1 protein-coding gene is annotated in these 232 nt (G+C 57.8%); it reads left to right on the top strand.

The features are described from left to right. Positions 1-232 (top strand): hypothetical protein (locus A3709_RS23830; protein WP_197484227.1); only part of this gene is annotated, 232 nt, incomplete at both ends.

Genomic DNA, 232 nt, shown 5'->3' with positions numbered 1-232 from the left:
CATTGCCGCCGTGGCCATGACGGTGTTCTTCGCTCGTAAGTGGCGCAACAGTGGCGTGGTCACCGATGTAGAGATTGCCGAGCTGCGTTACGGTGGTGCCCAGGCGACGGTGCTGCGTACGGTCAAGGCATCGGTGTTTTCCACTTTTGTGAACTGCATTATTCTCGGCTGGGTGTTTGCAGGCATGGCCAAGATTTCCGAACCGTTCATGCATTGGGAAGCGCTGCTCGGG

Origin of the sequence: Halioglobus sp. HI00S01 (assembly GCF_001635445.1) — a bacterium.
GTDB classification, from domain to species: Bacteria; Pseudomonadota; Gammaproteobacteria; order Pseudomonadales; family Halieaceae; genus Halioglobus; species Halioglobus japonicus.
This window is presented reverse-complemented; position numbering and strand designations above follow the sequence as displayed.